The organism is Mesorhizobium liriopis, from assembly GCF_024053505.1.
Lineage (GTDB): Bacteria > Pseudomonadota > Alphaproteobacteria > Rhizobiales > Rhizobiaceae > Mesorhizobium_B > Mesorhizobium_B liriopis.
This window is the reverse complement of record NZ_JAMXQS010000015.1, coordinates 1-23,360: the sequence shown is the minus strand read 5'-3', so window position 1 is coordinate 23,360 and position 23,360 is coordinate 1. Positions and strand designations below refer to the sequence as shown.

Genomic DNA, 23,360 nt, shown 5'->3' with positions numbered 1-23,360 from the left:
AGCGAACTGATCGCTTCACGCGACCAACCCTCGTAGTTGCCGCTGCCTTCTCCAATGAAGCCTCGCCTTCACACGTTGCACTTCTCGCTCGGCCACCACCACATTCTCAACCATGGCGTTGCCGAGCGCCTTGGTAGGGACCGCCTCAAGCGCAGCAAAGCGGACGACCGTGGCCGCGAGCTCAGGCGCCTTGGCTGCGAAGCGGATCAATGCAGCGCGCGAGCCCTGCGGATGGTGTTGCCTTTCTCCAAGGCATCTTCGACCACTCTCCGGACCTTAATGCGTTCAGCCGGCAGAGCGTCGGAAATCAAGATCGCAGCAAGATCGATTGCGCTCGCGGCGTCGAGGGCCGCAAAACCGAATAATAGACGCATAGACATTTGGGGAACCAATGTTCGAGGGTCTGGCTCAACCCCCACAGTCGAACTTCGATCCGAGTTATAAAAGTGCGATTGCGCGGGTAGCCCGCAGCATGCTTAGCTGTTGAATGCCAGGTTGGAGGCGGATCTCGCTACTGACGACATGGGCAGGGCTGCAACACCACAAGATGGCAGGCACTTCCGCCTTGAGACGGGCTCGTTGTAATCCACAATCTCCGCCGTCTAGCGCGCCATACTATCTTTCAGTGTGGAAAGAGCGCAGGGTAATCTATGGAACACCTCTCCTTCCACACGCCGCTTGTAATCTTCGCGCGTGACCCAAGTGAAGTGGTACTGATTTCGACCGTGGCGGAGGCACTGGCATTTCTTTTCGTACGAGCGCAGCGAGAAGACAATCGCCATTGGAAGGCTGCGCTCGAATCCTGCCGAATCGCTGAGTTGGGCCGCGGTACGACGACAGCAGCACGTTCCACTTTCGTTGCAGCCATTCGCCAAGCAGGCATGTTGGTGGATGTGAACCTGGCTGCAATCTGAAAGAGAGTCTCAATCACACTTCTTGTGGCCTCAATCAAAGCGCATGGTGATCCATGTCGCAGACATCTTTTGAAGTTCCGCTCGTTGTGTTCTCCACGGCGCCCAGTAACGTGTGCCTGATCAACAATGCTGATGAAGCGTGGAGCTTTCTTATCAGACATTGGTCTGGGAATAATTCTCCGCAGTGGCTAAACGCGATGGAGTTGTGTCAGATGGCAGATCTCGGACTTGTCATGAACGACTTTGCACGTGCGAGCTTTGTCGTTGCAGTTCGAGCCGTTGGCATGAAGGTAGATCAGTCGCACTTCGGCTTCTGACGTTGCGCGACCTCCGCAAATTTTCCTTTGCAGATAGATTTCCCCCGCAACGGCGTATTCTAAGCCATTTCACTCGCAAGAACGGTGGGAATCATGATCCATGTTGGGGCGCAGTGATTCAGACTAGCGCACGATGTGGAATGACCCAAATCGCCTTTTCCAAGCCCTTTGTTTTCATATGGCCCGGCAGCCATTCGCCGAGGGTAGTCAGGTCACTTGCGGCCGCTTCCGACTTTCTGTTCGACAATTGGAACGAGTACGACAGCGCGACCTGGGTCGGCGCTTTGCGCGATTGTCATGACGCTGAAGTTGGCAGCTGCACGCTTGATCAAGCAGACGAAGCATTTGCTATGGCCTTGCGCGAAGCGGGTTTTTCCATTCAGCAGCATTGAAAGCGACTTGGCTATCTCAACACAACCACTGCTGGAGCTAAGGCTAGGACATCCATGACTTGAACAGACGGTGTCTCTCAAATCAAGCGGTCCTGACCCTAAGTTGACGGTCTTGGATGCGAGGCCTGCAGCAGGTTCGCAATCTGTTGACCACGAGCCGGGCGGTCCAGGACACTTGCCTTGTTCAGATTGCGAAGACGTAAGCCATCCCGAGTGTGGCAAGCGGGTCTGAGACGACGACGAGTCCGGCGGCCATCCGGATCGGGCGACGGAGCGCGCGATCGTATGGAAATCGTCGGCGACCGACGATAATGTTAGATTGGTGCTTGGTGAACGCTGCCTGTCGATATTCGCGCCAGCAATTTTAATTGCGCGTTGCGCACCTCAACTATCACATCGGTCAAGGGGGTTGTGTCGGTTAGGTCTTCGACAATCTGCCTTCCCTCTTCCCAGGCATCAGCGTCATCGCAACAGTCAATCTCTACAGCATGGCTGAGTGACGAGCCGAGGGTTATCTGAAACCTGTATCGCTGCACCCGACTGCTCCCACATTGAAACAGTCTCATTGCAGCGCTTGCCACCCGTTTCTCTAACTTGGATTGGTTTGCGAACGCATTTCCTTACTGGGCGAAATCTGTGACATTCGTGCTGGCGCTGAGATCAACGGTGATAAAACGCAACCTTCGGTCCGGAAGGCTCCACAAGGAGTAATAAATAACATTGACCCTGAAACTAGATCCGACTAGGCCGACGTATCTCTGGCGCACATGTTCGGCTCGCAGAGACTGAGAGATGCCAAGCGCTCCCGCCTGATATGGGGAGCGCTTTTTGCAGCGATACTACTTCGACATCCATTCCGATCGTCATTCTCAGTTGGATGAGACTGGGACCGAGTTTTCGTCGATGGCGGAAGTGCGCAAGGAAGCGATGCGCGTCTTGCCAGCGCTAGCGGCTGAGGAAGTCCCCAAGGACGGCGACAAACAGGGCTTTACCGTGCTGGTCACCGACAGCGCGGGGCGCCCTGTCTACTCCGCAACGCTATCATACATCGGATTGAACCTCCTGCGCTGAGATCAGTGCCCCATCAAGTGAGGTTCATTCATGACATTTGAAGCAGATCTGGCGGGCCTACAGAATGAGGCCAGCCGTTTGCGGGTGCTCATCGCTCAGGTCGAGGAAGAGGCATTGCGAGAGGCGCACCCAAAACGTCTTGCGCGTTCTGACTGGCCCCTCATGGCAATGCGCAATCGATTGCTCGTGCTTGAGCATCGAATAGCCAAGATCAAGTTCGGATCGTTTCGTTTCGATTGACTAGCGAGAGACACGCGTTCAACAATCCACCTACCGTCTATCGATCGCAACATTGATCGTGCAGATGACTTTCTCATCAGGTCCGACCACAATCATCCCCCAGACTCTGCCGATCGGCGCGTTTGGTTTCTGGTAAGCAAGCAGTGTCCCTGTGGTTTGAATGGCCTGCTGGCAGGCGGTCTCGTCATCCTTGATCACCGTCCCACTCGAGTCGGGTGAATAGATGCCGTCATGGACGTGAAAAAAATATCGGGGCATGCATCAGCCATAGAAATCTTTCTAAAGATGCGCACCCACTTAAATCATCTTTGGGGATATAAATACTTATGAGCGCAACTCAGATGCGACTGCTGGGATTATTTTAGAGTGCATAAGAGAGAATGACATTGGAGCCTCCGGTTCCCGTCTTCCCTCACTGCAACATGGCAGCTAATTAGCACGAGTGAACTGTAGGTCTTCGCCAAAGCTCGATACTCCCCCTCATCGGTCGAGATGGAGGTAGTTGGGATCGAAGCCGCTGAACGACTTCAGCCGACCGACGTCTTTCACGATCAGTTCGCGGGCTTTAAGCTCGATCAGGTTCTGGTCGCGCAACGCCATGAGCATACGATTGGCATGGATCACCGTTACGCCAAGCGCATCGGCGATGTCGTTCTGCGAGATGGGAAGTGAATAGGCGTTGGATTTGACCAGGCCCACCGCTTCGAGACGGACCAAGAGCTCGCAAAGCAGATGGGCGATCCGCTCCTCTACCGCCCGTTGGCCGACATTGACCAACCATTCCCTGAGGGTTGCAGAGTCGACCAGCGAGGCCCACCAGAATGCCCTTGCGATGGCCGGTCGCTCGGTCAGTTCCAGAACAGCTTCACGTTTGATCCGGACAACGTTGCAGCGCGACAAGGTGCCAATGTTGTGGTCCATGCGCTTCAGGATGAACACCTGAAAATCGCAAAAGTCGCCAGGCACAAGAAACGCCATGATTTGGCGTTTGCCGCCTTCGATCAGTTTGTAGCGGCACGCAAAGCCGGACAGGATCAGCACGACGTCCCGTGGGGCGTCACCTTCGCGGATGATGTCGTGCTTTGGCGGAAGATCGTGCAATGGGCGACTGTAACGTTCGAGCAGCGCCTGGTCATCGCTGGCGAGTGAATGGAAACCTTCAAGCTTGCGGATCATCAAATTCGACGACGTCATCGGCAACAACCTGTTGGGTGACTTTGATGGATTGAGGTCTCCGAAACGCTTCAAGTGCTGAGCGAAAACTGATTCAAGTTAGCACTTCATCGTTTTGCTGGCGAACTGACCAAACTCCTAACATAGATTGATGTTTGGCAATCCTGATTGTCCCAGTTTCGCCTTAACAGGGTCCTCGACACGAGGCTCAGAGACCGAACTCACGGGATAAGATGATTGCCATGGGGTCGAGCCGCAGAGAATTCAGCAATTGCATCTCCGGCTCAAGTGAGCTCGACTTTCTGGCACGTGTCTTTACCCAAGCCATCACGCCCTATGATAACCATAGCGAACGGCAGGATCGAGCGCTTGCGACCATTGCTCTCTATCAAGCCGGCGTCACAAACGAGGAAATGCTCGTGAGAATGGTGTCGGAGCGCTTGTTCACTGGCGATGTGCCTTTGCGGTGATGGACGCACCTAAGGCATTCGAAACTGTCCGCCTGAGCCAACATCCATGATTCAATCAATCGATGCTTCCCTGCTGACACAGGAGCTAAGTCAACTTCGGATCAAACTGCGTTATGGCGAGGCAGAATGGGCCAAGTGGCGACGGAACCATGACGCCCTGACCAGCGACGTTCGAAGTGACGGTCTCAAACACCTGCGAGACCGAATCTACTGCTTGCAAGCGAAACTGCTGAGAACGCAGCCATGACACCTTCACATCAGTGGAGCGAACTTGGGGGAGCTCGTGAGCTTCCCGCACGGAGGATTTCTATGAATACAATTCAACGCCGGCAAGTGTCGTGCCGCAGTGCCAATGGCGAGATCGTTGTGCTGACAGAGACGGAAGGGAGCGTTGGAAACGAACTGGAAAAGCAGTTCAGTTTGCCAAACGGCCACCTCGTCAATGCGCGGGATGATGGAACCTTCCAAGTCTCTGCGAGCGGTGAGATATTGGTGAAGGTCGAGTAAAACGCCCCTCGGGGTAGCGCCATACCTACTCGAAATTGAGCCTGCGCCGTTGATGCACAGACCGACTATGGAGGCAGCCGGTTCGTGGTGTAAACCGTCGGAGCTTGAACGTACCATCTCTTGCTTGATTGAAAAAAGACTGCCAGCATTCTAGTGCCAATTGACAATATTAGGCGATGTTTGACGAGCGCTGATGGCCTAAGCCGCTTTGCTGCTCGCGCATCCTCATCAGCTAGGGCCTTTCATCGCTCGAACATGTTGGCGGCACTGACGTTCTTCCACTTTGACAGGGGAACGGCATGTTGAGCGACGAGCAATGGGCGGCGCTGGAGCCGTTAGTTGAAGTGTGTCCGCCGATGGGCAAGACACCGCCGCAAGACGTGCGTCGGACGCTCAGCGCTATCCTCTAGCGGCATCAGAACGGGTCGAAGTAACGAGCGATCCCCGCCGAACTCAGACCGTGGTGGTGGGCCGCGCGGGTGTTCATCCGCTGGGCGCGGCTCGGCGTATGGAAGAAGCTGTTTGCTCTCGTGCAGGGACGAGGCGTTTCACTTGGCTTGGTCTTTCTCGACGGCACCAGGATTCAGGCCCACCAGAAGGCGGCCGGCGCGGCGCGAAGGGGGATCTCCAGCCCAGCGAGACCATCGTGAAGCACTTGGCCGCTCTCGTGGCGGGTATGGCAGCAAGGCCTGCGTGATCGCCGATGGACAAGGCCGCGCCATCGCCTTCTGCTTCACATCAACGGGACCGCAGCCATGCGGTTGATTTCCGCAACCACTTTTTCGCGTCGGTAAGGCTTGGGGAAAAACGTCGCGCGAGCTGGCAACTCCTGCTGTGCCATCCAAGCTTTGCCGGACGTAATGATAATCTCGATAGGCGGCCAGCGGTCACGGATAGCAGCCGCAAGCTTGATGCCATCCAAGCCACGCGGCATGTCGATGTCGGTGAAGACCACTCGGATATCCAGCCGCGTCTCAAGAATGCGGATGGCTTCTGTCGCATCGCCAACGGCAATCACCTCGTAGCCGGCATCCTCGACCATATCCATGGCCATCATGCGCTGCAGAGGTTCATCCTCAACAACCAGCACGGTTCGCTTTGCATGCACTGAGCTACCCACGGCACAAAATCCTTACGGGGCTTCGAGCTGAATAATTGACGCCGCCATATCGGCCTCAAAACCCGTTTCAGGGTAGCGCTTGGAAACTCCCCCAGACCCGATAAGACCCATCTGGATCAGTTTTGACCCGAAGCCCTTCCGAGTTGGTTCTGAGACAGACGGCCCCCCGTGCTCCCTCCAATGTAAAGCTAGGTCGTCTCCGTTGGTTTCCCAGGCAATTGTCACGTGTCCGTCATCGTTCGACAATGCGCCATACTTCATGGCGTTGGTGCCCAATTCATGGATAATCAACGCTACCGACAGTGCCGAGCGTGGGCTGAGCTCAACAGCCGGACCGGTGATGGTGATGCGGTCGGTCTGGCCGATGGCAGCCAAAGAGCCCCGGGCCACCTCTTTGAGCGAAGCCGACTTATGCTTCTGGGCAAACATGATGTCGTGTGCGGTGCTGAGCGCGTGAACGCGGCTCTCGAACGCCTCCACTGGCTTTCTATCTTCGATGCTGCGCAGCGTTTGGCTTGAGATGGCTTGGACGAGCGACAGCGTGTTCTTTAGGCGATGGCTGATTTCGCGGTTGATGGTCTGCTGGTCGGCTTCCGCCCGGTATCGTGCCAATGCCGCATGGGTGCGGTCGCCTATCGCCTTCACAAACAGAACCTCTTCCGGCGCAAGCGGGCGAGCTTCCTGATTGTGAACGAACATGATGCCGACCAGTCGGCCGCGCTCCATGATGGGGACATTCACGAGGTCAACGATGCCCATCCCGGCAAAGGCTTCGGCGCTTCCAGCGGTGCGAGGGTCGTCAGCCACGTTCGGGATGATGACTGTTTCGCCGCGCTTGAGATTGTCGATGAAGGAGCCGAAGTCGCGAAACTGGTAATGGCCTGCGATGCTCTTGGTGCCGGGAGCGCACCAGTCGGGCTGGATTTCGACGCTCTCACTTGCAAGGTCGATGATGCCGAACCCGGAGCGTGTGGCGCCCAACACCTTTGCCATTGCCTCCGCAGAAACGTAGGCGGCCTCGCCCATGTCAGAAATCTCTCTGAGGCGGTCGCCCACCCTAACCAATGCGTCCTGCCGCTGTTTGGCTTTGATGCGGTCGGTGATTTCGGTGAACAGCAGTGTGAACGTGTCCGTGCCAGTTGGCCGGATGAAGCCCTCGAACCACTTCTGGAGACCGCTGACCTCGCGCGAGACGAACACTGTTTCGCCAGTATCGACCGCGAATGCGAAATCGGTGATCCACTCGCTCTCGATGCCGGGAAAGACTTCAAGGATGGTCCGGCCAATCACGTCATCGCTGGAAAGCCCAACCAGCTTGCCCCAAGCGGCATTCACATCAGAGTAACGCCAGTCCACGACGCGGCCCGTATCATCACGGATAACCTCGCCCAGGATGAGACCTTCCTGCATGTCGGTGAAAACGGTGCGCCACTTCAGCTCAGAGATGCGCGTTTCGATTTCGTCGCTGACCACACGCGCGATGTAAACCAGCAAGTCGCGCTCGGCATCGGTCCACTGGCGAGGCTCGCCACAAATTGCAGCCACTGCTCCGATGACCTCGCCGCTCGGTAGCACCAATGGAGCACCGAGGTAGGCCCTCACGTCCAAATCTCGAATGGCCAAGTTCTCGGACACAAGAGGGTCATTCAGAGCATCCGGCACAACAAGTGGTGCCTTCTTGGTGACCACGTGCTTGCAAAAGGAATGCGTGAGAGGCGTTTCGCCTTGCTCGCTCCAAGGAAAGGGCAAGCCCTCATGAGCGGCGAACACCTGTCTGTCTTCCTCAAGTATAGAAATGACCGCGACCGGCACACCAAGCGATTGGCGAACCAGTGCAATCTGATTTTGGAAATGGCGGTGTTCTGTCGTTCGTAAAAGTCCGGACGCTCTCAAGGCCCGCAGGCGTGCCTGCTCCTGCACTTCGGTGCTTTTCATGGGAATTGTCCCTCGATGGCGACCGCAGGCTCTTTATTGGCCTTTGCGTGTCGGAACCCCACGCAACCAAGGACACAGAAGAAAGTGATGCGTCAATGAAAATGAATGAGAGCCGCTAATCGGTTTCGGTTAAACTGGGGCAGCTTACACGTGACCGTATACGCATGACCCGTTGGACAATGTGCGGTCACTGGCTTTCGTCAATCGGTCCGCCCTTTTCAGGTTGAGCCAGTTCGCATTCTATCGCGGCCGCTCTGTCACGCATCGAAGTCAAGGTATGGCCGGACGTTCGAATGCCGGACTTGAGAAACTCTCGCTCGGCTGCTGCGTCATAGATGCAAAGCGCCAAATGGATTTTCTCGAGCTCAGCCCTCAGCGCTTCCTCATTGGCGTTTGAGGACATTTAATGTCTCTCAGATGTGCGCTTGTGTCAGCGCATCCAGGATATCTTCAGGGTGGTACGGCTTGGAAACAAAGCCCAGGGGTTGGGCGGTCAGGGCCATGATGCGAACTCGAAAATCCGAACGGTCAGTCAGGAAAATCGAGGGGATGCCATAGTCCGACGCTAGCCGTTCTGACACGTCGAGGCCACTCTCGCCATTGCCTAGGTCCACATCGAGAAATGCAACGTCAGGCTTTCTGGATTTGGCGAGCTTACACGACTCGCGGATAGACTGCGCTATCCCACACACCTCATGACCGGCGCCCTCAAGGATGTCTTTGATATCCTCAGCTATGAGCGCCTCATTCTCTACAATCAGAATTCTCATTTTGAAGTCTCCGGCGTCTCGGTTTGCCAAAGGCTTCACCGTAGAGAGGGGTGACCCTGCGAAGGCAGCTTCACAGGGCCATTAAGGTCTTAAACGCGTCGGGTCATGACAATCGGCTCGACAGCACCCATGCGGCCGCCAAACCAAGCGGCCAGAGCGCCAAGGATGAGACCTAAAGCACCAAACAGAGCGCCGCGTGATACCGCAGTGGCTGCCGCGTCAGCCGCTTGCGTGGCTTGCTGCTTTGCCGTCTCGACGCTCTGGCGATACTGCTGTTCATACTGCTGAACCTGAGTGCGGGCCTGTTCGACCGGCACGTTCTGGGCTCGGGCAATAGCTTGCGCAGCGCGCTCACGGGCATCGTTCGCCTGAGCTTCATCGCCCGTCACCGCAGCGCGTACGGCAGCAACTGCTGCATCACGCAACGCGGCTGGGTCATTGCCGCCAGTGGCGTCACGAACCGACTGCTCAATTGAGGAGAACGGGTTGCTCACACCTGGAAGGCTAGGAGCTGCTGCAACTGCCGCAGTCTGGGCAGTGCCACCGACCGCACTTGCGACGCCACCTGCGGCTGACGACAGACCTTGGAACGCGCCGCCGATGATGCCACCAATGCTCGAGGTCAGAAGGTAGAAAATGACGAGCGTGGTGAGCGCCCAAGTTGTGATGCCATGCCAGCTCGCGGTGGAGCCCTTCGGGCGACCGGACAATCGGCCCGCAGCGTAGCCACCAACGAGTGACGCGATGACGCCAGCGATGACGAACCAAAGCCCGGCGCCGATGGAGAATGAGGCAGCGCTTGGATTGTCGGCTGTACCCGGGTCGAGGGTAGCAGCGCCGATACCGATGCCGATTAGATTGATGAGAAGCTGCACAACGAGGGTGACGACCACGCCCGCCAAAACTGCTCCCCATGAGATGCGATTGATTGCGATAGTGCGTAGGTCTTCGCTTGGGCTCACGCCACTGACGTGCGGCCTAGCGATGTCGTCCCTGGGGGACGCACCATAGGTGTCATTCATTTTAGTTGTCCTTGAGGAGAAATGAGACGGAAGCGATGCCCTTCAGTTGACACCACGCTTAGGCACGTCGCTGTGAGCTGGCCTTTACCGTGCTCTCAAATGGACATTATGCCCACCTAACAGCTGAACCACAGCGCGCAACTTCAGTTCCAGAAGTCGGGAGTTAATTCGCTTCCACAATGAACTCCACTGTGGATCAGCGCGGCTCTACTCAACCAATTAAGACTGATTGGGGATTAGGATCTCGCGCGAAATGACAGCCAAATCTTGCTGAAAGAGGTTGTGAGGTGATCTGGGAACGGCATGCAGCCTCGCTTCCGCGATTAGCAGGATTACTTTGCGGCCCCAGCTTTCCTAAACAGCCGCCTAATTCGGAGTAGCCGTGACCTCGACGCATTGCACTTCCCGGTCGCCTTCCGGCTTGGTTATGAAGCGGCTCAATGCGACACGCGAGCTCTGCGGATGGTGTTGCCTTTCTCCAAGGCATCTTCGACCAATCTCCGGACCTTGTTGCGTTCAGCCGGCAGAGCGTCGGAAATCAAGATCGCAGCAAGATCGATTGCGCTTGCGGCGTCGAGAGCCGCAAAACCGAATGATAGGCGCATAGACATTTGGGGAACCAATGTTCGAGGGTCTGGCTCAACCCGTGCAACTAGATATCGATCCAAAGTTTCTTTGGTGCGTACACGCTTACCGCATCGGTCGATGGCTAATTTAGTCTATAAACGCCTAAAAGTGTTCATCCGAAAACTACCCCGTTTTGGACGATATTAACGTGTCGCATCAATGGCTACTCTTAAGCAAATCGGGGTGGCGGTATGGCTGGAGTGAGGCGCAAAACATACAGTCTACCCGTAAACCGTTGTGCTCCGTTTCGCACTCTGGGATCCACGATGGCGTTGCTCGCGACGCCTATGGTCATGGCCGATAAGCTGCCCAAGGCTGTCGCCTGATGCGCATGGGGCAGGCAAGGAGCTTCTGGGGAGTTGCGTCAGTTCTGGCAGTGGTGCTGGTGACTGCTACGGACACGAGGGTTTGTCCCAACGCATTCCCTGTCTCCGCTTCTGCCTCGTTGGTTTGTGTTGCCGTCGCATACTGTCTCCGCAGCCCCTGCCTACCGAAGCTCTCTCTGGCTGCCAGCGCATAGACCGCACAATCGAGTGCCTCGTTGCGTTTGCCTGATGGCAAGACCCATTCACGCACAGGCCTGCCTTTGACCATGCGCACCTGCACGACCTCGGCAACCAGCTGCGCCACAAAGCTCGCGGTGACGCTCAAGGGCAGATGCACATAGCCGGGGTGGCTGGCGTGGTCCGGCTGAAGCGCGTGGGATGATAGACCTGTCCGTTCCGCTTGTTGAGGTTGCGTCGGTGGTTCGCTCATCGTGTCTGGTCCCTCGATCTGCAGCCGGGCATAGATCGTGTCTTTCGCCGTATCGACACCCACACCATAGAAGGACAGCTTGCCGAGCTTCGACTTCGACGCCTTGGGCGTCCAGATCGGCCGGCTGCCACCCATGCCTATGACCGCATGGATGCGCCGTCCCTTGCGATCCCGGCAGAACTTGAGAACGGCCTGCGTGTGATGCCCGCCCATGTCGATGCAAGCGGCCCGCGTCTTGAGCCGGGCGCCCGTTTCGCTCTGGCAGTCGGTGGCAAGCCAGTCGTCAAGCTCGTCCCAGATTGCGGGTTGGGCGGGATCACCCAGGATGATCTGGTGCTCGATCAGCCATGACTCTTCGCCCACGCCCCAGCCCCAGCGCGAGCATTCAAGCCGGTCGCCCTGCACGTCGATGCCGGCGGTGACCAGTCGGACTGGTGATGGAACACATGTCTCGTCATAGGTCTCGCCGCGCGAGAGCAGCCCACTGGCATCGAGCCGTTCGGCTTGGTCTTCCCATGTCTCGCCGAGTGCTGTGTTGGTCCAGGCCTTGAGAAGCTCAGGCGCGTCCTTGGCTGCGAGGAAGTCCGACACCGTCTCAGACAAGCGCCGCCACGGCGAGTAGAGCTCGTTGAGGTGGAAGCCGGCTATCCCCCTGAACGGTCTTTCGGCAATCCATTGGCCGTGGCGCACGGCATTGAGCCGCTGACCATCGTCCCAGAGCGAGCCGCAGGCCTCGCAGGCGTAGTGAGCGGTCTCGGGCCGGTGTGTTCCCTCTTCCTTCGACCAGACGACCCGCGCCCAGACGAGGCGTTGCGCATGGCCGCAGTCGGGGCAAGGCACAAGGAAGCGGCGCTGATCGCTCCCCTCAAACGCCCGCTCGATGCGTGACAGACCACGGGTGCCCGGCGTGGAGGCGAGCACGATCTTGCGGTTCCAGAAGTTGGTGGTGCGCTTGATGGCAAGTGTGACTGGATCGCCTTCGGTGCCCGCGCTCTGCTCGTAGCGGTCGACCTCGTCGCCGACCACAACGCGAACAGGGCGTGAGGAAAGACCCGCAGGCGAGTTGGCGCCAACAAGGCTCAGGTGACCGCCTGGAAAGCTCTTGTGCAGAATGGTGTTGCCGCTGTCGCGCGCGCGCACCGGGGCAATGCGTGAGGCCAAGGCTGGCGTGTCACGGATCATGGGTGCAAGCCGCTCCTTCGAGAAGCTTTCGGCTGCATCGAGCGAGGGCTGCACCATCAGCAAGGGGGCCGGATCGCGGTGGACGTGATAGCCGATCAGGTTGAGCAGGATCTCCGACTTGCCGACCTGTGACGAGCTCATCAGCACCACGGTGTGGGTCTGCTTGTCGCTGATCGCATCCATGATGCCACGCTGGTACTCAGCGCGTGCTGTCACCCAGCGTCCCGGCTCGGGCGAGCTTTCGGGGCTCAAGCGTCGTTCCTGATCGGCCCAGTCGGACAAAGTGAGATCGGGCGGGGGAGCGGCGAGCGACCAGACGGCCTGAGCGAGATCGAGCGCTGCCTTATGGCTGATTCGGATCAGCAGAGGTGTCATCCTCCGGTGCTCCTGTGGCATGATCGTCTGCACGCACGCCGGCAACCTGCGTACCTGCGAGCTCAGCGAGAGCGTCGAAGACCCCTTCCTGTATCCTGGCCTCCGCCTCTGTCAGGCGATTCAGGCCCAGCACCTGGGGTGCGAGCTTGGGCGGCAGGCTCAAGAGCTTGGAGCGCACGCGCACGATCACGCTGGCCAACACCTCGCGCACATCCTGGGCGGGGATGAGTTCCGTGCGCATCTCGGCGGCCCGCATCTCGGCAAGAGTGGCTTCGGCCGCTGTGCGCCGGGCTCGTGCTCTTTGGAAGTCATCGTGAGTGGGCTCGGTCTCACCGGGCAGCATGCGATCGCGCAGGTAACGCACATAGGCCTGCACCACAGGCGCCAGCTCATAGCGGCCCCGATCGGCACGCGGCAACATGCCCTCACGTGTCAGCTGCTGCACGCGCCGTTCGGTCAAGAGCAACAGCTTGGCGATGGTCGCCACAGGGTAGGTCGCAGCCCCACCGCTCATGCGGCTGTGCTCTGCTGAGGGGCATCAGCCAAGGTCACGCCTCTGGCGGCAGCAACAGCAGCAAAGCTCAGCGTCTCTTCCTCCCCTGCCCGCTCGAGCCTCGCCTCCTGTCCTGTGAACGCCTGCCAGCGTTGGATGGCGACATCCACATAAGCGGGGCTGAGCTCGATGGCATGACAGGTGCGCCCGCTCATCTCAGCGGCAATAACCGTTGTGCCTGAGCCTGAGAAGGGCTCGTAGACCCCCTGCCCAGGCGACGAGTTGTTCTCGATGGGCCTGAGCATGCATTCGACGGGCTTTTGGGTCGAATGTCCTGTTTCGTTCTTTCTGGGCTTTGGGACCTGCCAGACGGTTGTCTGCTTGCGGTCGCCTGCCCAGTGGCCCTTTGCCTTGTCGCGCACAGCATACCAGCAGGGTTCGTGTTGCCAGTGGTAGTCGCCACGCGACAAAACGAGCTGGCCTTTGTCCCAGATGATCTGCGAGCGCAGGCAAAAGCCAGAGGCAAGAAGGCTTTGAGCGACTGTGCCGGCGTGCAGGCCACCATGCCAGACATAAGCGACATCGCCGGGAAAGAGCGCCCAGGCCTCGCGCCAGTCGGCCCGATGGTCGTTGAGGACAGTGCCCAGCGCAGCACCCGAAGTGGTTCCCATCCGCGTCCGCCAGGCGGGATCATACTCCACACCGTATGGTGGGTCGGTCACCATCAGGTGGGGCACAACACCTGCCAGCACGCGTGCCACGTTGCTGGCATCCGTGCTGTCACCGCAGAGCAAACGGTGCTTGCCGAGAAGCCAGAGGTCTCCAAGCCGGTTGACGGGCTTAGCCGGAGCATCGGGCACATCGTCGGGATCGGTGAGACCAGGCGCGCCAAACAGCTGCAGGCGGGCGAGTTCTGCATCGGAGAAGCCCACAAGCGAGAGGTCGAAGTCGGATGTGGCAAGCTCACCAAGCTCGAGCCTGAGCAGCTCCTCGTCCCAGCCGGCGTTGAGCGCAAGCTGGTTGTCGGCAAGCAGATAGGCGCGCTTTTGTTCTGCGCTCCAACCCGAAGCGACCATGACGGGCACTTCGGTTATGCCGAGGCTGCGAGCGGCCAGCACGCGGCCATGGCCAGCAATGATCGCACCGCCCTCATCGATCAGCACCGGCACGGTCCAGCCCCACTGGGTGATCGAGGCTGCGATCTGCGCAACCTGTTGGGCGCTATGGGTTCGAGCGTTCCTGGCATATGGGATCAGGGAAGCAACCGCACGCCGCTCGACACGGTCAGCGGGCCAGGCTTGAACTCCAAGCACAGGCTGATCAGACAGGGAAAGCGGCTCAGTCATGGGCGTCCAAAACGAAACGAAACGCGACAAACAGGTCTGGCGCTAGCAGGATTTCGGGGGCGGCCCGACCCGCATGACCCCACACCCCCAACAGAAGGGACCCGTACCGGGGGCGGGGTGAGGTGAGCACGAGAGAAGAATGAAGCTGACAAGATCGCAGAACAGAGCCCAGCCACAGCCAATGCCATGCTGTCTATTCTAAGCGAGAGCCGCACTGACCGGTAGGATGACATTCGTACGCTGGAGTGCGTGCAAGTGCGCAAACGGGACGGCGGTGAGGCGAACGGGGAGGTTAGGGACAGATCTGCCGACGTGCGGCAGCTTCATTCAACGGCAGCTTCCGACCACTTGTCCGCCACCGGGGACGTTTTCATTGTCTACCAAGAGCGGTCGTTCATATGACGAGGCCAAGTCGGATGAGGCTTTGGGCACTGGCGAGGATCGCCTCGTCGGCCGACCGCGGCGACCAGTCGAGAAGGCGACGCGCCTTTGCGCTGCTGGAGTCCCGACGCTGGGTGCCCTCCTGCGCGGTCAACGACACCTCCAGAAGCGACGTCGAGATGCGGTCGGCTTGTTCGCCAAGGTGCTCCGAGAGGAGACGCGCCACGCCTCGAAGCGAGAGTGCCGGACCCGCGACGGCGATGAACCGCTCGCCAACGGCCTCGGAGCTCGACATCACCCGCAGGTGGAGATCTGCGACATCTCGCACGTCCACGACACCGAAGGCCATGTCAGGCGGACCGGGGACCTGTCCTTCGAGGATCGCCTTCACCATTCCGATCGAGGTCGAGTAGTCGGCGCCGAGCACAGGTCCGAGGATGCCGGTTGGATTGACGACGCTGAGTGCCAGACCGTTTCCCTCCCTTGCTACGAAGTCCCAGGCCGCTCGCTCGGCGACGACCTTGGAACGGATGTAGGGAGCGTTCGGCGCGTCCTCCTCGGTCCAGTCCCGTTCATCGAAGTCCCGGCCCGGATGCTGTCGGCCGTAACCGACCGCGGCGAAGGACGAGGTCAGCACGACCCGCCCGACCCCGGCGTCGCGGGCTGCGCGGAGGACTCGCAGCGTGCCGTCCCTTGCGGGGATGATCACATCATCTGCGTTGTCCGGCTGCGTTGCGGGAAACGGCGAGGCGACGTGCAGGACGGCGTCGCATCCCGACACCGCTTCCATCCAGCCTCCGTCAGACAGGAGATCGGCCGCCACGAAGGACAGCGGTGCGTCCGTCGCGACGCCGTTGGCTTGGAGGGTGGATCTTGCGCGTTGCTCCCGGCCCAGGTCCCGCACCGTGGTGCGCACCTCGTAGCCGTCGCGCGGGAGTTGCAGGATGCAGTGGCTACCGAGGAACCCGGTGCCGCCGGTGACGAGAATTGTGCTCATGGGATCTCCTTCGCGGTGAAGAAGCCCGCTAAGATGACTTAGATCAACCAGGATGAATTTTCGGACCTAGGATGGAAAACCAGACAATTGGCACCATCAGTCCTCGCGCATACGGCACCGACTGCGACGACTGCACGGGACCCGAGCCGATCGACGTGATGCGGTTCCAACGCGCAATCCAAGCCATCACGGGCAAGTGGAAGATCGAGATTGTGTGCAGCCTCGTGGTCGGTGCGAAGCGTTTCGGGGAACTGCGGCGTCTCCTGCCGGGCATTACCCAGCACATGCTGACGGAACAGCTTCGGGACCTTGCGGCCAACGGCATCATCATCCGGACGGCCTTCGCGGAGATCCCACCCCGCGTCGAGTATGAACTTTCGCAGGCCGGGATCGACCTCATGCCGACATTCGAGGCCTTAAGGGAATGGTCGTTGAAATACGAAGGGCAGCTCCTGGCGCGGTAGAAAGGCGCCGCACCTGGCCGCGGACGGCTTGAGCTTATCTTTCGAAGTCGCGCTGGCAGGCCGCTTCCATCATCATTCGCTACAAAGCGGACAGGAAGCTTTCCACCCCATAGCAGTCATGGGAAGCGTTCTCGATCCGGCTGAACTGATGCCCATCAAGCGGCACCCTCAGTTGATCTTCCCGATTGGTCCGAGCAGCTCTTCCCATGTCGGATCATCGGGTGGGGCAAGGGCAGCGCGGTTGGCGGCTTCCTTCTTGCCCAGCGGCCGCTCACGGGGTTGGGGCGGTGTGGCAGGAAGCGTTGCCTCGACCCAGCCGAACCGGCTCTTCAGGGCAAAGATGGTCGCCACCAACGCGCTGCGGTCATGACCTTGTGCAATCCGCAACAGGTTCTGCGCAAGCTGTGCCTCAAGCTTGGCACTGCCGATGGCGAGCTCGTCCGCAAAGTGCTTGCGCAAGGTCTTGGGGTCGATACCCAGAACAGAGGCAATCCGCTCTTGTGGCATGTTCCAGCCGCTCATGGCTTCCACCACACGGCGATCCTTGTCGGATGGGAGGTAAGCGGGCCGTCCACGAGGGGCTGCGTTTTGTGCTGAAGCTGGGTCTTGGTCCCGCATGGTGCTGGCTGCCAGTTTTTTTATAGGGCGGGAAAAAATCTCCGCGTGAGCCCGAGGCGGTGTCCGCCCCATCAGGGCTCCAGACTTTCGACCCCCCACCCCCTGCCGTTGGTTAGAAAGCTCTTGCGCCTGCCCAGCAATCTACCATGCAGAGGAGGTCGCAAACAGGATGACAGTGTTGCGCTTCTCTGCGTGCGAATGCGCAAACCGAGGCGGCTGAGAGGATTGAGAGGTGCATGGCTCGTTGGTGAGAACAGCAGGTTTGCAGTCCAACTGTCTCAGCGTCAATCCCGTGTCTCAGCGATCAGCCGAAGCGGACGGGGGGTGAAGTGCTCGACCTTGAGGGCTCGGCGCGCCGCTGTGCTTGAAGGGTTTGCGTCAGGGGAGAAGAAGGTGACTGCCGGAGCGGGGCGCCATGCGCGTCCCCGCGCCTCACGGATATCACCTTCTCCGGTTATGTGTAGGATAGGCGTCGATCCAACCCACGACGTCTGACGCCCTAGGGTCGGGTCGGCGGACTTTCGCCGCCGCCCAGGTCGCAGGTCTCTCCGACGCTGTCTGTGGTGGTTCTGGAAGCTTGAGACTGGTTCGTCGTATTCTTTCCAGAGATACTAAGTGGCGATGAACCAGTCTCACCGCGGCTTGCGGCTTTCCGTCTGAAGTAGGTGCTGCGCGAACAGCCCAGCGCTTTCCAGGGCTCAGCCCGCTCTTGTGATGCTGCCTGCGGCCGGCTTCCCGCGTTTGCTCGTTTGCGCGCGGCAGAGTGGCGGTCGCGCTCGCGCTTGATGGCCTTCTGTCGTTTTTTGAACGCCAAAGCCGTCATGTCGGAAGGCGACATTGTTGTGATGCCGAGTGTCTCTCGCTCCTCGATGGTAAGGCGAAGCATGCGGCCCGCCTTGGCATCGGTCATGTGCTTGCGACGGGGATGCATCACAGCAAGAGTGTCGGTGGCTTGTTGATGCGCGTCAGCCCATGGGGCAACTGAAGCCCACCAGTTACCCAAGAGTTCAGTGCGCGAGGTCGGGTTGTCCACCTCGGCGTGGATGAGATGGGCGACAACAAAGAGGAATGGATCGCGCGGATCGTCGTGTTCGGGGATGGTTGTGCCGTAGCGATGGGCAATCAGGCGGTTGATGTCGATCATGCGCCGCTCGGTGCGGCTGAAGTGTCGTCCCTTCTTCGAGCGCGTGAGGATATGTCCTAGCTCCATGCGCTCCAACCGGCTGAGCGCATGAAGAGAGGCGGTTGTCAGCCAGTGTCTGTAATCGTCCCGCGTTTGCTTGTCGGTGAAGTTCTCGATGAACGAGGCCTTGTCGTCGGCATTGAAGAGGTGGCGGTTTCGTCTAGCCTCTGTCACGACGAAAGCTCACAGAGGTCTTGTTTTGAACCGGCACCGATCTCGCTATACTGCATCGTTGTAAAACCCTCCCTCCGAGTTGAGCTGCCCGAATGCACGCCGGACTGCCCGCTCAACCGAGCTCAGAACAAACCATAAACATATTGATAGGAAAAGATACTTGGAGGGCAACGGCTAGTTAGCTTCTGTCCACAGTGAGGGGCGCAGGGACCCAATCAAAATGCTTCCCGAACGGGTGCCTCAATGTCGCGCGCGGCTAGGATGCCGTGCTGCTCGTAGTGGCACCTGATCAAGCCTGGACCAAGCGGGAGCTCCCGAATGTCGAGCATAGCACCTTCGCAGCTTATCCACTGATGGGGCACCCGCTGTGGATAGCAGGGAGTGCCAGAGGAGAAGAGTGCCCCGATGCTCAATACGATCTAACTTCAGGACGCGCCGAATAAGGATCGAACTTTGACCGGACTTCAGAACTATGACTTCACGATGCTCTTCAATGCTGGGGAGCAACCAGGCTCCCAGCGAGCTTATGAAATCGACCGCGAACTGCAACGGAGGCGCGAAATTGCGCAACAGGAGGTCGACAAAAAGATGATCGCTGCTGCGGATGCACAAATCGCGGCAGCAGACGCTTCAGTGCGAAGCGCTAGAGCGGCAGAGGACACGGCTAAATGGACGAGGCTTTCCGCTTGTTTGGTAGCGCTGACCGTAATCTTGATGGCCATCGGTACCTTCGTAGATGCGCTGAAACCGTAGTATGCAGGGCCCCGCAGTAGGAGCGCCGGCCGTCTAGGAACAGGTCAGGAGGATGTGCGGGTCGATGATGGCAAAAGTGTTGTCCACCGCAGTGCGCTACTTGGCACCGAGCTGGTCAACGAGTTCGGCGCCCTAGAGAATTATAACTGTACTTCCGGCACCTTTACGCAGCACAGACAGGTGACGTAGAGTAATTTGTAACCGCGAGCGATGTGCCGCTTCTGCGAGGTCTACAATGGAATATACTGGGGAAGGCATCCATATCCGCGCCACCGGCATCGGTGAGCAGGACCAATTCGTCGTAGAAGCTCACTCCAAATTGGTTGCCGAGCATATCAAGAGCCAGACGCGAATGAGGCTTGGGCTATATACGCTTGCGGCGCTGTTTATGATCGTTGCAGCGTTGCTCGTGGTATTTGCTCCAGATGGAAGGCAGGCATCTACAATAGTTGTCGCTGGAGCGCTCATAATCGTGTCCGCTGGTGTGGCGGGATTTGCTGCGTTGAAGTTAAAAGCTCCCGCTGTCGAGCTAACAGCCGGCAACTCCCAAATAAGGACCGAACGCCGACGCTAGCTCGAGGCGGCTTACAACTCGGTCCGACGTAGTCGTGAGGTCGCATTTTGGACAGGGCTCGCGACATAGCCCATCCCGGTCATGCCGGGCGGCTAATTTGCACCTTCGGTAAGTTCCCGGCCAGTGGGCGTAAGGGCATCACGTGGCGAGCACGCCTCAGCGATACTGCCTTAACGGCTGTGCTGAATAGCAACCTGCTGGGGTGCGCTTCTGCGAAAGGCGTGGCGGGTCTTGTCGAAATGCTGCCCTAGTCGGTCCCTTGCGGGCTAGTCTCTCACGGAGGCTTTCAGACACTTCGATCCGACCGCGGCTATCTTCGCTGGCCGTCAACTACATCCTGCATTCGGCAGGCGCGGGCATCATGACGCTTGCAGAGCCTGCAGTTACAGGCGAAGACGATGCAGCCTCGCCCGCTTCCTGTGCGCTGCGATGGTCAGGGCTAGTGACGGTGCTGGTTACACCTCACTAGCCCGTCTTCTAACAGGGTCAAGCTGTTTGGTATGCCTTGCGGCCTTCTGCTGAGAAAGCAGCCGGTTTGAAAGTCGGCAGGCTTACAAGAGCGGACATGGCGCGGATGCTGTTCGATCGCATACCGTCGAGTGGCTCGATCATCTTCACCAGTTCACTGACTGGACGCGCGGGCGTCTCTGCCTCTAGCAGCTGCATCAGCAACAGAACTGGCGACCCTGTCTGGCCAATGATCATCTGAACGCATCCCTGCGTTGCCCTGCACCCCACACATGACGTAACGGCATTAAGATCACATTAACACCCGGTCGTATGTGCTGGGCTACCCTCCCGGCTTGGGCGCTGGACGCTCTGCGGGAAGAGCGCAGAGAAGGGTGTGGAGCGCAGCGGCTTCCCCGAGTATTTCAGACTTTTCGATCCGACCGCGGCTATGTCCGCTGGCCATAAGCTATACCCTGTATTTGGCAGGCGCGGTTCCGAGCTCATGGCGGTGAATCGACTTGGAATGGGAAAAGGACGACCAGATAGCTGTCGGCCCGTCCCATTCACGCTGTCTTCAGGTTGGCGGGCTCTATATCGGCCGCAATGACTTTGGAGGCGCGTTCCTTGAAACGAGTTCTAATCACCCTGCTCGCTGGCCTTCTGCTGCCGGTTGCCCCTGCCCTTGCCAAAGAGCCATGCGTACGGCGGCAGCTTCGAGACAGCGGCTCAGTCTGCCAGGATCGACCGCTGAGCAGCTACCAGAAGAAGAACGATCCCGACGGTGACCGTGATCGGAAAGATCGCAACGAACGCAAGGACCGCGAACAGCGGCGCGAGCAATCTGAACGGCGGGATCGTCAAGCCAAACAGGAGCAGCGTGATCGTCGCGAGCAGGCCAAGAAGCGTGAGCAGGCTGAAAAACGCGAACGAGCCGAGCAACGTGACCGGCGGCAAGCTTCACAGCGAGCCGAGCGTCGTCGCGATGGCCAGCGTCAAGAACAACGCGCAGGTGAACATCGCCGCGACGGAGGCGGCCAGAACCGCAGGCGTCCCGATCGCCGCTACGAGCAACAGCAGTCCGATTTCTTCTACAACGGCGGCAGCAGTCGTGATCGTCAACGAGCTCGGGACGACAGTGACGGCTACTACGGTGACGACTACTACAGCGGCGGCTACTGATTGACGCTTGTCTCGGCCGCCTTGGTTTTGCGCCAAGGTGGCCCCTGGCGCAGCCCCTGCTTTAGAGTGCGGAAGTCTTGCTTCACCGCACGTACCGCCTCATGGCGTTCTTGCCAGAGCGGCGCGTGATAGAGCGACACGGCAACTGCCGCCATTGGAATGAACCCGACGGCTCCTGCGATTGCTGCTCGTATCAAAGTTCCACGCATACTTAGCTCTAACCTTGCCGCAGCTCAGCGCGCGGCTTGAGGCTATATGATCGCCGATCAGGCTGTCTTAAGGCTGATGCCAGGCTACCCTCCCGGCTTGGCCGCTGGTCATGGCCCGAAGCCATGATGTCAATTGTCGGGGCGCAGCGGCTTCCCCTATTATTCGTCAGCTCCGTTCAGGTGCAAATTTTTCGCAAGTGCAGCATGCAAATTTGTGCATTGCACTAAATCGGTTTGAGCGTACCTTCTGCGTGTCGGCCATCTTTTCCTCCCAGATGAGTTGCCGACAACCAGTGCGGTGTATCCTCCTCCCACACCGCACTTGAAATAGAAGCCCGCTGCACCTCCTCCCGCAGCGGGCTTTTCCTTTTGCTCAGTAGCCTTCTTGCCGAGTCCTGATCTGTTTGGGATACAAGGCGATGGAACTACTCGATGAGGAGCCCTACGCTTGGCACCTGTTAGCTGATGGCAAGACGCTTTATCTCAACTCGTTCTGCAGCCACAGCTTTTTCGACTACTACTTCCTGATGCAGCTCAGCGAGATTGAGCTTGCTCGATTTCGCTCTGGCGGAAGAGATTACCTCACCAAGCTTGCCTACGACGTTCACTACAGTGCACCAGCTGTGAAGGGCAGCACATCACGCTTTAAAGCTCGCAACCTGACGCCCAAGCTTGGAAGCCGCGTGTTGGAAGCTCTCAGGGCATCGGATGCAATTAAAGCGGGCTCAGACTGAATTTGCCCCATCCAAAGTCATGAACCCGACAAGCAGAGCGCGGCGGCTTTCTTTGAAGCCTTGGCATGAGCGTTCGCCATCCTGCGTGCCCTCCTCTCAGGGGAGATATAGTAGATACACCGTGATCCCGGAGTCAGTGTCGCCCCAGCATTGCTGCGGTTATCTGGCTATGCGGCTTTGCTTTCAGGTGGGGCTGGCTCCGTGTTTACGGAGCGGGCGAGTTCGGGTTCACGGAGCGAGGATTTTTTCTGTCGCTTGGCCTTGCGCTTGCGCTTTTGGGCTCGAGCCGCACGCTCGGTCTCGCCCCATTGGACGCAGCGTTCGGCGCTGACCTTCTTCCATTCGCTTGTCGGTGGACTGCCTTCATGATCGCCGACAAAGGTCAGCTGATAGTAGTTTGGGTGGGGTGTGCCATCTGCGGCTCGGCCGCGCTGCACTTTGACCAATCCTTTGAACTCGAGCTCCTCGATTGCATCTGCGACGAGCTCGCCCGTGCAGCCACGCTTTCTGAACTGATCATGCGTCACCCGAAGCCTGCCATTCAGCTTGCCGGCATGGGCGGCATGCTCGGCCATGATCCGCCAGAAGATGCGCAAGGCCGTGACTGAGAGCGTGACAAAGGCGTGGGAATTGAGAAGGTCCAGCGTCACCCACGCCCAAGACTCGCCGGGCGGTGGTCCGTTGTGACGTGCCACCAGCTTCTGTTTGCGAGAGCCGCCGGTGCGACTCATGTCCTTTGGGTTTATGGGCGCCATGTCGCGACAAGCCCATGGCGGACTACTACGCTTTTCCTATCTTTGGCTGCGACCAAAGACAGCTGCGCTTCACTGCAGCCTGCCCGGCGGCAGAGCGAAGGCTTCTGCAGGAAGTCGGCAAAGCCTGGGCGGTAGGTCTCAAGCATCGCAGCAGCCATGCCCACGAACTTCGTCAAACG

The 23,360-nt window shown here is 58.8% G+C and carries 26 protein-coding genes and 1 pseudogene; 13 read left to right on the top strand and 14 right to left on the bottom strand.

Annotated features, from left to right (window positions below):
• Positions 1-650 precede the first annotated feature (650 nt).
• From NGM99_RS21365 to NGM99_RS21345, 5 genes are all read left to right on the top strand, one after another.
• Positions 651-914 carry a DUF982 domain-containing protein gene (locus tag NGM99_RS21365; protein ID WP_252822768.1) on the top strand — a complete coding sequence of 88 codons (264 nt, stop codon included), beginning with the start codon at positions 651-653 and terminating at the stop codon, positions 912-914.
• A gap of 53 nt (positions 915-967) precedes the next feature.
• On the top strand, positions 968-1,231 hold the full coding sequence (locus tag NGM99_RS21360) for a DUF982 domain-containing protein (protein ID WP_252822766.1): 264 nt from the start codon (positions 968-970) through the stop codon (positions 1,229-1,231).
• Positions 1,232-1,371: 140 nt separating this feature from the next.
• Positions 1,372-1,623: a DUF982 domain-containing protein gene (locus tag NGM99_RS21355; RefSeq protein ID WP_252822764.1), complete on the top strand. Its 252-nt coding sequence runs from the start codon at positions 1,372-1,374 to the stop codon at positions 1,621-1,623.
• A gap of 828 nt (positions 1,624-2,451) precedes the next feature.
• Positions 2,452-2,694, top strand: a complete 243-nt coding sequence (locus NGM99_RS21350; protein WP_252822762.1) for a DUF6894 family protein — start codon at positions 2,452-2,454, stop codon at positions 2,692-2,694.
• Between the two features lie 30 nt (positions 2,695-2,724).
• The gene (locus NGM99_RS21345) at positions 2,725-2,934 is read left to right on the top strand and encodes a hypothetical protein (RefSeq protein WP_252822760.1); all 210 of its coding nucleotides are present in this window, start codon (positions 2,725-2,727) and stop codon (positions 2,932-2,934) included.
• A gap of 30 nt (positions 2,935-2,964) precedes the next feature.
• Here NGM99_RS21345 and NGM99_RS21340 read toward each other — a convergent pair whose 3' ends face one another.
• Positions 2,965-3,192: a DUF6894 family protein gene (locus NGM99_RS21340; protein WP_435371474.1), complete on the bottom strand. Its 228-nt coding sequence runs from the start codon at positions 3,190-3,192 to the stop codon at positions 2,965-2,967.
• 222 nt (positions 3,193-3,414) lie between these two features.
• Positions 3,415-4,128: a Crp/Fnr family transcriptional regulator gene (locus tag NGM99_RS21335; protein WP_252822758.1), complete on the bottom strand. Its 714-nt coding sequence runs from the start codon at positions 4,126-4,128 to the stop codon at positions 3,415-3,417.
• Positions 4,129-4,886: 758 nt separating this feature from the next.
• Between NGM99_RS21335 and NGM99_RS21330 the strand changes: the two genes are divergently transcribed.
• Positions 4,887-5,084 (top strand): hypothetical protein, encoded by a 198-nt coding sequence (locus NGM99_RS21330; protein WP_252822756.1) that lies wholly within the window; start codon positions 4,887-4,889, stop codon positions 5,082-5,084.
• A gap of 299 nt (positions 5,085-5,383) precedes the next feature.
• A pseudogene (locus NGM99_RS21325) lies at positions 5,384-5,813 on the top strand (transposase); the annotation flags it as partial.
• 4 nt (positions 5,814-5,817) lie between these two features.
• On the opposite strand, the gene NGM99_RS21320 reads toward NGM99_RS21325, so the two are convergent.
• The 9 genes from NGM99_RS21320 to NGM99_RS21280 form a co-directional block, all read right to left on the bottom strand.
• Positions 5,818-6,204 (bottom strand): response regulator, encoded by a 387-nt coding sequence (locus NGM99_RS21320; protein ID WP_353937451.1) that lies wholly within the window; start codon positions 6,202-6,204, stop codon positions 5,818-5,820.
• Between the two features lie 12 nt (positions 6,205-6,216).
• Entirely contained in the window at positions 6,217-8,139 is a 1,923-nt protein-coding gene (locus tag NGM99_RS21315) for a GAF domain-containing protein (protein WP_252822754.1), read from the bottom strand.
• 187 nt (positions 8,140-8,326) lie between these two features.
• Complete coding sequence (locus tag NGM99_RS21310; RefSeq protein WP_252822752.1) at positions 8,327-8,542, bottom strand: hypothetical protein; 216 nt, start codon at positions 8,540-8,542, stop codon at positions 8,327-8,329.
• A 10-nt stretch (positions 8,543-8,552) separates the two neighbouring features.
• Positions 8,553-8,909, bottom strand: a complete 357-nt coding sequence (locus tag NGM99_RS21305; RefSeq protein WP_252822749.1) for a response regulator — start codon at positions 8,907-8,909, stop codon at positions 8,553-8,555.
• 89 nt (positions 8,910-8,998) lie between these two features.
• On the bottom strand, positions 8,999-9,931 hold the full coding sequence (locus NGM99_RS21300; protein WP_252822746.1) for a PhnA-like protein: 933 nt from the start codon (positions 9,929-9,931) through the stop codon (positions 8,999-9,001).
• Between the two features lie 918 nt (positions 9,932-10,849).
• A complete protein-coding gene (locus NGM99_RS21295; RefSeq protein ID WP_252822744.1) occupies positions 10,850-12,871 on the bottom strand; it encodes a phage terminase large subunit family protein in 2,022 nt (673 codons plus the stop codon).
• Positions 12,840-13,385, bottom strand: a complete 546-nt coding sequence (locus tag NGM99_RS21290) for a hypothetical protein (RefSeq protein ID WP_252822742.1) — start codon at positions 13,383-13,385, stop codon at positions 12,840-12,842. Before NGM99_RS21290 ends, NGM99_RS21295 begins: the two co-directional genes overlap by 32 nt.
• On the bottom strand, positions 13,382-14,710 hold the full coding sequence (locus NGM99_RS21285; protein ID WP_252822741.1) for a site-specific DNA-methyltransferase: 1,329 nt from the start codon (positions 14,708-14,710) through the stop codon (positions 13,382-13,384). The genes NGM99_RS21290 and NGM99_RS21285 overlap by 4 nt, the downstream gene beginning before the upstream one ends.
• A gap of 394 nt (positions 14,711-15,104) precedes the next feature.
• On the bottom strand, positions 15,105-16,088 hold the full coding sequence (locus NGM99_RS21280) for an SDR family oxidoreductase (RefSeq protein WP_252822739.1): 984 nt from the start codon (positions 16,086-16,088) through the stop codon (positions 15,105-15,107).
• 71 nt (positions 16,089-16,159) lie between these two features.
• On the opposite strand from NGM99_RS21280, the gene NGM99_RS21275 reads away from it, so the two are divergent.
• A complete protein-coding gene (locus NGM99_RS21275; protein WP_252822737.1) occupies positions 16,160-16,552 on the top strand; it encodes a winged helix-turn-helix transcriptional regulator in 393 nt (130 codons plus the stop codon).
• Positions 16,553-16,720: 168 nt separating this feature from the next.
• Here the strand turns inward: NGM99_RS21275 and NGM99_RS21270 are convergent, their stop codons facing one another.
• A complete protein-coding gene (locus NGM99_RS21270; RefSeq protein ID WP_252822735.1) occupies positions 16,721-17,083 on the bottom strand; it encodes a hypothetical protein in 363 nt (120 codons plus the stop codon).
• A gap of 586 nt (positions 17,084-17,669) precedes the next feature.
• Positions 17,670-18,527 (bottom strand): hypothetical protein, encoded by an 858-nt coding sequence (locus NGM99_RS21265; protein ID WP_252822733.1) that lies wholly within the window; start codon positions 18,525-18,527, stop codon positions 17,670-17,672.
• A gap of 453 nt (positions 18,528-18,980) precedes the next feature.
• Between NGM99_RS21265 and NGM99_RS21260 the strand changes: the two genes are divergently transcribed.
• Positions 18,981-19,280, top strand: a complete 300-nt coding sequence (locus NGM99_RS21260; RefSeq protein ID WP_252822731.1) for a hypothetical protein — start codon at positions 18,981-18,983, stop codon at positions 19,278-19,280.
• Between the two features lie 235 nt (positions 19,281-19,515).
• Complete coding sequence (locus NGM99_RS21255; RefSeq protein ID WP_252822729.1) at positions 19,516-19,854, top strand: hypothetical protein; 339 nt, start codon at positions 19,516-19,518, stop codon at positions 19,852-19,854.
• A gap of 486 nt (positions 19,855-20,340) precedes the next feature.
• Here the strand turns inward: NGM99_RS21255 and NGM99_RS21250 are convergent, their stop codons facing one another.
• Entirely contained in the window at positions 20,341-20,559 is a 219-nt protein-coding gene (locus NGM99_RS21250) for a hypothetical protein (RefSeq protein ID WP_252822727.1), read from the bottom strand.
• Positions 20,560-20,928: 369 nt separating this feature from the next.
• Between NGM99_RS21250 and NGM99_RS21245 the strand changes: the two genes are divergently transcribed.
• The 3 genes from NGM99_RS21245 (at position 20,929) to NGM99_RS21235 (ending at position 23,034) form a co-directional block, all read left to right on the top strand.
• A complete protein-coding gene (locus tag NGM99_RS21245; protein WP_252822725.1) occupies positions 20,929-21,483 on the top strand; it encodes a hypothetical protein in 555 nt (184 codons plus the stop codon).
• 628 nt (positions 21,484-22,111) lie between these two features.
• Positions 22,112-22,426, top strand: coding sequence for a hypothetical protein (locus NGM99_RS21240; RefSeq protein WP_252822723.1), 315 nt, complete (start codon positions 22,112-22,114; stop codon positions 22,424-22,426).
• Between the two features lie 365 nt (positions 22,427-22,791).
• Positions 22,792-23,034 carry a hypothetical protein gene (locus tag NGM99_RS21235; protein ID WP_252822721.1) on the top strand — a complete coding sequence of 81 codons (243 nt, stop codon included), beginning with the start codon at positions 22,792-22,794 and terminating at the stop codon, positions 23,032-23,034.
• The last annotated feature ends 326 nt before the right edge of the window (positions 23,035-23,360 follow it).

Bases quoted from the DNA above. Each gene is read 5' to 3' on its own strand.
- NGM99_RS21365 (WP_252822768.1), top strand. From the start codon at position 651: ATGGAACACCTCTCCTTCCACACGCCGCTTGTAATCTTCGCGCGTGAC.
- NGM99_RS21360 (WP_252822766.1), top strand. From the start codon at position 968: ATGTCGCAGACATCTTTTGAAGTTCCGCTCGTTGTGTTCTCCACGGCG.
- NGM99_RS21355 (WP_252822764.1), top strand. From the start codon at position 1,372: ATGACCCAAATCGCCTTTTCCAAGCCCTTTGTTTTCATATGGCCCGGC.
- NGM99_RS21345 (WP_252822760.1), top strand. From the start codon at position 2,725: ATGACATTTGAAGCAGATCTGGCGGGCCTACAGAATGAGGCCAGCCGT.
- NGM99_RS21340 (WP_435371474.1), bottom strand. From the start codon at position 3,192: ATGCCCCGATATTTTTTTCACGTCCATGACGGCATCTATTCACCCGAC.
- NGM99_RS21335 (WP_252822758.1), bottom strand. From the start codon at position 4,128: ATGACGTCGTCGAATTTGATGATCCGCAAGCTTGAAGGTTTCCATTCA.
- NGM99_RS21330 (WP_252822756.1), top strand. From the start codon at position 4,887: ATGAATACAATTCAACGCCGGCAAGTGTCGTGCCGCAGTGCCAATGGC.
- NGM99_RS21315 (WP_252822754.1), bottom strand. From the start codon at position 8,139: ATGAAAAGCACCGAAGTGCAGGAGCAGGCACGCCTGCGGGCCTTGAGA.
- NGM99_RS21310 (WP_252822752.1), bottom strand. From the start codon at position 8,542: ATGTCCTCAAACGCCAATGAGGAAGCGCTGAGGGCTGAGCTCGAGAAA.
- NGM99_RS21305 (WP_252822749.1), bottom strand. From the start codon at position 8,909: ATGAGAATTCTGATTGTAGAGAATGAGGCGCTCATAGCTGAGGATATC.
- NGM99_RS21300 (WP_252822746.1), bottom strand. From the start codon at position 9,931: ATGAATGACACCTATGGTGCGTCCCCCAGGGACGACATCGCTAGGCCG.
- NGM99_RS21295 (WP_252822744.1), bottom strand. From the start codon at position 12,871: ATGACACCTCTGCTGATCCGAATCAGCCATAAGGCAGCGCTCGATCTC.
- NGM99_RS21290 (WP_252822742.1), bottom strand. From the start codon at position 13,385: ATGAGCGGTGGGGCTGCGACCTACCCTGTGGCGACCATCGCCAAGCTG.
- NGM99_RS21285 (WP_252822741.1), bottom strand. From the start codon at position 14,710: ATGACTGAGCCGCTTTCCCTGTCTGATCAGCCTGTGCTTGGAGTTCAA.
- NGM99_RS21280 (WP_252822739.1), bottom strand. From the start codon at position 16,088: ATGAGCACAATTCTCGTCACCGGCGGCACCGGGTTCCTCGGTAGCCAC.
- NGM99_RS21275 (WP_252822737.1), top strand. From the start codon at position 16,160: ATGGAAAACCAGACAATTGGCACCATCAGTCCTCGCGCATACGGCACC.
- NGM99_RS21255 (WP_252822729.1), top strand. From the start codon at position 19,516: ATGGAATATACTGGGGAAGGCATCCATATCCGCGCCACCGGCATCGGT.
- NGM99_RS21250 (WP_252822727.1), bottom strand. From the start codon at position 20,559: ATGATCATTGGCCAGACAGGGTCGCCAGTTCTGTTGCTGATGCAGCTG.
- NGM99_RS21240 (WP_252822723.1), top strand. From the start codon at position 22,112: ATGGAACTACTCGATGAGGAGCCCTACGCTTGGCACCTGTTAGCTGAT.
- NGM99_RS21235 (WP_252822721.1), top strand. From the start codon at position 22,792: ATGATCGCCGACAAAGGTCAGCTGATAGTAGTTTGGGTGGGGTGTGCC.